The following is a 6,895-nucleotide window of genomic DNA, read 5'->3' as shown; positions in this document are numbered from 1 at the left end:
ATATGGTGGTGTGTGGGTCTTGGGTGATGGAGGGAGCGCTGATCGACAGGCAGGAGTGCCTGTCGTACTTACTGAGGTCGGGTTTTTCGGCCCGTCCAGAGGAGGGGCTGATGCGTTCTATCGGCGTGTACGGTTATTCTCGTTTTCGAGAATAACGTCAAAGGCAAAAAACTTACTTTCTGCGGAGTATGAATTGGCATAAATATCATTGTATCTGACCTGAATCAGAACCCTGAAACCGCATTCATTGTGGAAAGTCCAGAATCGCCATTACCAAATTTGCAACCGTCCGCGTCTGGACTGCCTCCTGCTTTGCCGCAGGGGGAGAGCCTGAATCCGTTTGCGGATGATGTCTGCGCGGGGCCGTTTGGCGTGGCGGAGAATCGCTCGGTGCCGGGTTTGAACGGGGACATTTTAGGGCAATTGACGACGACGATTGATGAGCGTCAAAGCAGCGCGGGTCGTACCGGCGGGCAGCCTTTGCTGCTGCTGACGGCGCCGCGTGCGGGCTATGGCAAGACGCATCTGCTGGGTCGCCTTGCGGCTGCGGCAAACGGGCAGGTGGTGCTGGTGCCGCTGGCGTTTCGACTTGAGGATACGATCGGTATTTCGGCGGTGGCGGTGCGCGGGCTGGAGTCGATGGCACGGGCGGAGGCTTCGCGTGAGGGCTGGACGAAGCTGCGTGAGGCCTGTGCGGGTGTGTGCGCGACTTTGGTGCGGCGTTTGATCGAGAACGGCACGCTGCCGTGTGCGAATCCGGAGCAGGCACTGCGTGTGCTGGGCGGTGATCCGATTGAGGTGTTTGATGAGAAAGGCAGTGCACGTCTGATCGGTGACTGGGTGCGGCGCTTTGAAGGGCAGCTGCGCAGGCCGATGACGGAGCAGGCGATGAAGCGAGTGCCGGCGATCCCGACGGCGCTGGAGTCCTGGGTGAATGCGATGCTGAACCACGCGCTGGATGGCGGCATGTCCCACATGGCGGTGCTGCGCATGCTGGCGGCGGATGAGTCCAATGAAGGCCCGGTGACGTGGCTGCGACTGCTGGGGCTGTGGAGGCCGGTGGTGCTGCTGGTGGATCACCTGGATGCGTATTATCGAAATCCGGAGGCGGGGCTGCGCATTGCCTCGCTGCTGCTGGACATGTCTGAGATGGATGGCGTGCACGTGGTGCTGAGCCTGAACCAGGATGTGTGGCAGGCGACGTTTGGGCATCATCTCCCGAGTGCGATGGAAGACCGGCTGACGGCTTCGCAGATGCTGCTGCGCGGCATTGGCGAGGGGGAGGCGGCGACGCTGCTGCGGCTGCGCCTGCAGCATGCGGGCATCCCGATAGATGCGGGACGTGAGTTCACGAATTTCCTGGATGTGAAGCGCTACTTCCTGGGGCGGCCGCTGGGCTCGGTCTCGGCGCGTACCTTTCTGCGCCATGCGGCCAAGCAGTGGGACTTTTTCCAGCAGACGCTTTCGGCTCCGGTGATGCAGGGCGGCGTCTCTCTGCATACTCTGACTGCGGATGAGGGGGTGCTGCCGCTGATGAGCGAGGAGGTGGCTGAAAGCACGGAGGAAAACCAGACATCTGCGGGTGAGTATCCGATTTTTGATTCGAGCACGACGGCGCAGATGAAGCTGATGGCGGAGGGACTGGCGGAACCCACGCCGGCGCTGCCGCAGCAGAATGAAGCACCACTGATGCCACCGCCTGCGGGCCTGAATGGGAAGCATCTGCCGCCGCCAAGCGCGGTGGTGAATGCGGACACGAGCGAGGCAGATGAAGCACCTTCGCAGTTCTCGCCGAGTTCGGCGGGTGCTTTTGAAAATCTGCGCGAGATGCTCGGCAAGCTCAGGCAGCCGAGTGCGCCGCATGCGACTGAGAGCAATGGCTCGCATTCCGTGGCCGAACGTCTGGCGGATGTGCTGGGTGCTGCGGCAACGCCCGCGCCAGCCGTGGCTGCGGCTGCGGTGGAACTGCCTGCTCCGTCTGCTGCGGTGGCCATGCCACCGGCGTTTGTACCCTCATCCCGGCCTGCGGTGACGGCTGCGCCCCCTGCGCAGAATGCGGAGCGTGATGCGCTGCTGGGTCGCTACGAGGCGCTGCGCCTGCAAATGGCTGCGGAGGCGGTGTCTCTGCCGCTGGATTTTACGAAGCTGGCGGATCTGATCCGGCTGGCGGGCAGGCGTTTCCCCCTGGTGCGCTTCAGCGAGCATGAGCTGCCGGGCATGACTGGCCGTTATGCGATGTGCTGGTCGCTGCAAGGATTGGAAGTGGTGTTTGGCCTGGCGAATTTCGCGGACGGCTCCTACTGGCGCACGCTGGCGGGTTTTGCCGCCGGCAGGCTGGCAGAGCTGAACCAGGATGCGCATTCCACGGGCACCTCGGTGCCACGGCTGAAGATCACCACCTTCAAGACGGACCGCGAGCAGCAGAGCTGGGCGATCCTGCAGCAAAGTGCCGCCTTCCCAGAGGTGTTGAAGACGAACGTGGACTCGATCCACCTGGACACTCAGAACGTCGCGGCGCTGTATGCGATGCAGCGCATCATCAAAGAAGCGGAAAGCGGTGCTCTGGAAGCCACGCCTGCGCAGGTGATGAGCGTGCTGGCACGTGAGCTGGATTTCTTCTGGAAGCGGGTGACGCGTGCGGCGTGAAGAGGAAAGGATGAGCCGGGCGCAGCGAACCGGAGCGCAGCGCGGACAGCCGAAGGCCAACGGACGGACGAAGTGAGCCCGAAGGGTGGGCGAAGCGAATCAATGACGAAATCTGAATGACAAAGCGGCCGGAGGAGGTAGGCGTTTTTGATGAGTGATGAACGAGGAGATGAGCCGGCGCTGCCGCTTTTCACGGCGCGGTCCTGGGCGGTGGCGGGCCGGTTTGGTGTGCCTGAGGCAGAGCGTGGCGTGACGCCGGAGATCACCGAGGGGCTGGCTCTTTTTGAGGCGGCGCCTGCGGCGGAAGCGGATGGCTACTCAGCGTGGAAGTCCGAGATGGCTGCGGAGAAGGCGGCTGAAGAAGCGCGACGCCGGAACAAGGAACTGCCAGTACATACCAGCGAGGAGGGCTTTGCCCGCTGGAAGGAGGAGGCGGAGAATGAGAAGCGCGCCTTTGAGAAACGCTGGGGCGTGCCGCTGGGCAAGCTGGTGCGTGTGCAGCTGCGCGGGGAATCCCGGGAGCGTGAAGGGCTGCTGCGTGTGGTGGAGGCGCCTGCGGGAAGCTCCGCCAAGGCGCTGAGACTGACGCTGGGCGGGCATGCGTTTGCGGCTGCGCAGATCGAGAGTCTGGTGAGGGTGTAGGGCGGGGAAGAAATAGGTCGTATAGGGCCTGTAGGACCTATCAGGGGCGGCGTTGCGCGGAAGCACCAGAAACGAAAAAACCGCACGCCACACGCGCGGGGCGGTGGGGTGCGGTGATTTGAGAGAGGTGGGCGGGTCTAGAACTTGTAGCCGAAGCGGACGCTGCCGAAGTGGGCTTCCATGTTGTTGCGGAAGATCTGGGTCTGGTAGCCGAGCATCATGCTGAAGTCGGGGGTGAACTGGAAGTTCACGCCGGTGCCGATGACCAGGTAGTCCTGGCCGGGGGTTTGATTGCCGCCAGCGGCGGTGAAGGGGGCATTGATGAGGCTGACGCTGGTGCCGTTGTTGTGCAGGTTCTGGCGCTCGTAGCTGAGGCGGAACTGCGGGGTGATGGTCGCCCAGTTGGTGGAGATCTTCTTGGAGGTAGACCAGCCGACGCGAGTGACGAGGGACTCAAAGGTCTGACGAGCGAAGGCGAGGGCTGCGAGACCGCCGCCGGTTTCACTGTAGCCGTCGATGGAGCCGTGGAGGTAATCAGCACCGATGAATGGGCCGGTGACGAGGGTGTTGTTCTGGAAGCGGAAGTTGTAACCGGTGTTGAACTGCACTGAGTTGGTGTAGGCAGTGGTGCTGCCGGAGGCGCTGGTGAAGCCGAAGCCGGGATTGCGGGAGGTGCCCATGTCGTAGTCGCCAAAGGAGTAGAGCAGGCTGGCCCAGACGTTTTTACGTGCGTAGGCGAGGTAGGTGGAGAGGGCCGGGCCTTCGAGGTTCACGCTGCCGAGGCCGCCGGTGTAGGTCTGCTGGCTCTGGAGGAAGGAGAGAGCGAAGCCGAGGGTGAGGCCACGGGAGAGATGGCGCTCGATGCCGACACCGGAGGCCCAGGAGTCGATCTGGACGCCGGCCTGGCTGCTGATGGGGCTGAGCTTGACGTTGCCATAGTTGACGGTGGCGAAGGCTTCCCACTGGCGGCTGCGCTGGATGCGCTGGGCGATGGGGTTCTTCCCGGGGCCGTCTCCCTGGCCGGTGACGACGCCTTCATCCATGGAGGAGGCGAGGCTGTCGGCGGCGTCTTCTTCTCCGCGGCCGGCGCGGAGCATGAAGAGGTGATTGTTGACGTCGTTGGTGACGGTCTGGTTCGCCGCGAGGACGCCCTGATTTTCGGCATTGGCGAAGGCGAGGCCGAAGATCTGCGCGGAGGGCCGCGAAAGGTCATCGACGACATCAAAGAGCGTGCTCGATGGGACAATTTCGTCAACGCTATTGGCAGTTCCCAGGCCCAGAATGTAGGTGCCTGAAGTCGGCAGGGTGAAGGTGTTGATCTGGACTCCTGCAAGCCCGTTTGAGCCTACCAAGGTGATGTTATTGGTGCCAGGACCTGTGAGCGTGGCGAAGCCGCCATCAAGGCCACCATCGGTGTTGTTGAAAAACGAATGGATGGTAATGACTTCGCCTGCATAGCCGGTGAAGGATTGATAAAGGAAGGATGCATCTGTGACTCCTCCTGAAAGGGAAAAGCCTGAAAGGCTGCCAGCTGTGAGGCCCAGGGAGACCTCCAATGGAGCGAGAGCATTGAGGGAGGTGCCATGTTCGTTTGAAATCAAAGTCTGGAAGCTGCCAACGATGTTGGCACCGGTGCCGACGATGCTGGCATTGCCGCCGAGGTTGGTCCAGCCGGTGAGGTCCCCTGTTTCAAATCCGGGATTGACCAGCTGTGCGGGGGCAAAGCCTGCGGAGAGGGCGAGGAGGAGAGCTGTCTTAAGGAGTGATTTCATTCGTGGTGTGTCTTGCTAGGTTTTTTTCGGGGAGAGTTTTTTCGTGGCGAAGAGAAGAGGAAAAGAGGGCCGTGCTCGGCGGTGAAAGCGGCTGAAATGGCGTGGTCGTGGTGCTTTGCGCAGCAGCGTGACGGTGGGAGACGCCCTCAACTATCTAGGACCGAAATGACCTGCAGGTCATAGGTATGCAGGTGGGTGTCCATCGTTAGGTAACATTGCGGAATCTAAGCAAAAAATGCATCAATGAAAGATATATGGTGTTTTTATTTTGAGGTATTGTTTTCAACCGGTTGAAGTGGTGGGCATTACAGGCGGTGAAAAGTGAAGAAGTCGGGGGGGGCTGGAAGCCCACGCCGGTGCCGATGACCCAGTAGTCCTGCTCGGGCGTTTGATGGCCGCCGCTGGCGCTGAATGGGGCGTTGATGAGGCTGGCACTGCAACGCTCAAGAGTCTGGACTGACTAAGGAGCAGCCGGGGCCGGCACAATGATCTCGTGCTCGCCGGGAGCGAAGGTGGGGCGCTGGGTCCATTTGAGGCCTTTTTTGCCAAACAGGTAATCGACGGCGTCGTCGGGGGCCCAGGTCCAGGTGTAGATGCCCTGGTCGTTCGCCTGGTCGGGGATCTTGCTGTAGGGGACGTTTGAGTGACGCCAGTTAAAGAGGGTTTCTTTGCCGCGCCAGCCGGTGATGTTGACCGAGACCTTGGGCACGGGTTTGCCTGCGGCATCGACGAACTTGAAGGTGATGGTCTTGCCGGGCTGGAGCTGCAGGTCTTCCGTGTGGGTTTTGGCCGTGAGCTGGATCTCTTTGAGCAAGGGGGCGTGGCCCGGGGCGATGACGGTGAGCAGGGTCTTGCCGGGCAGGAGCGGGGGGAGGCGGAAGCGGCCTGCGTCGTCGGCGAAGGCTTCCTGCACGTTGCTGTTGTGGTAGGGCCTGTCCCCCCAGATGACGAGGGCTTTGGGCACGGGCTTGCCATCGGGTCCGGTGACGGTGCCGGAGACGCGCACGCCGGTCTGCATGACGGAGATGGCGGTTTGATCGCGGAACTGCTGGAGGGAAAAGGGCGGGCCGCTCATGCCGCGCCATTCCTGATCGCCCACATGGTCGGGGTGCTGGAGCCGGAGGCCGATGCGCCAGTCCGGGCCGGCGGGGACGTTGCTGAGGGCCCAGAAGCCGTGTTCGTCGGTGACGCAGGCGTCCTCTGCCTCCGCCAGCCAGTGGTTCACCACCGCCTCACCTCTGCCGCCCCGGCCGAGCTCGCGGGAATCGACGCTGACTTCGACTTTGGCGCCGGGGATGGGCGCGCCGATGTCGTCGTGAATGAAGCCGCCGATGGTGGTGCCCTGCGCGAGGGTGAAGGTGAAGTCCTTGGGTGCGGGATCGCCACCGAACTTGCTGGCATTGAGGTTGGCAAACATGGGGACGTGGCCTTTGGCGCTGGCCCAGAGACGGAGGATATCCACCTGGGCGGGGAGTTCGAAGGTGGTGCTGCCCTGGGCGTCGGTGAGGAAGTCGGCGTTGGGCGGGAACTTGGCGTTGGTCCAGACGCTGCGGTGGATCTTTGCGCCTGGGATGGGCGCGCCGGATTCATCGATGACGCGCACGGTGAGGGAGCGGGTGGCGGCCGCGGGTGCCTCCTCGGCAGCTGCGGTCTGGGGCAGCAGGTGCGCCATGGTGATGAGGATGGCGATTAAGAGGCAGTCTTTTTTCACGCAGGTTATTTTAAGTGGGTGGCGTGGGAAAAGCGAGGATGAAATAGCCCAGACGAGGGCGGTGGGGATGATGGTGCCGCGTGCCAGAGAGACGGGGAGTTGTCTTCGCCATTGATGCAATGGG

Annotated in this window: 4 protein-coding genes; 2 read left to right on the top strand and 2 right to left on the bottom strand. The window is 62.4% G+C overall.

From position 1 onward, the window contains the following. The first annotated feature begins 279 nt into the window (after window positions 1-279). Together WAW39_RS28015 and WAW39_RS28010 are read left to right on the top strand one after the other, a co-directional pair. On the top strand, window positions 280-2,646 hold the full coding sequence (locus WAW39_RS28015; protein ID WP_422322673.1) for a hypothetical protein: 2,367 nt from the start codon (window positions 280-282) through the stop codon (window positions 2,644-2,646). Between the two features lie 150 nt (window positions 2,647-2,796). Next, window positions 2,797-3,288: a hypothetical protein gene (locus WAW39_RS28010; protein ID WP_422322671.1), complete on the top strand. Its 492-nt coding sequence runs from the start codon at window positions 2,797-2,799 to the stop codon at window positions 3,286-3,288. Window positions 3,289-3,425: 137 nt separating this feature from the next. Here WAW39_RS28010 and WAW39_RS28005 read toward each other — a convergent pair whose 3' ends face one another. Then, window positions 3,426-5,060 (bottom strand): autotransporter outer membrane beta-barrel domain-containing protein, encoded by a 1,635-nt coding sequence (locus WAW39_RS28005; protein ID WP_422322669.1) that lies wholly within the window; start codon window positions 5,058-5,060, stop codon window positions 3,426-3,428. A 460-nt stretch (window positions 5,061-5,520) separates the two neighbouring features. After that, window positions 5,521-6,895 (bottom strand): carboxypeptidase-like regulatory domain-containing protein (locus WAW39_RS28000; RefSeq protein WP_422322667.1); only part of this gene is annotated, 1,375 nt, incomplete at its 5' end.

The sequence above is a fragment of the Prosthecobacter sp. genome (assembly GCF_049294395.1).
Lineage (GTDB): Bacteria > Verrucomicrobiota > Verrucomicrobiia > Verrucomicrobiales > Verrucomicrobiaceae > Prosthecobacter.
The sequence above is the reverse complement of the archived record's forward strand: the minus strand, read 5'-3'. Positions and strand labels throughout refer to the sequence as shown.

Coding starts and splice junctions, on each gene's coding strand:
- WAW39_RS28010 (WP_422322671.1), top strand. CDS start 2,797: ATGAGTGATGAACGAGGAGATGAGCCGGCGCTGCCGCTTTTCACGGCG.
- WAW39_RS28005 (WP_422322669.1), bottom strand. CDS start 5,060: ATGAAATCACTCCTTAAGACAGCTCTCCTCCTCGCCCTCTCCGCAGGC.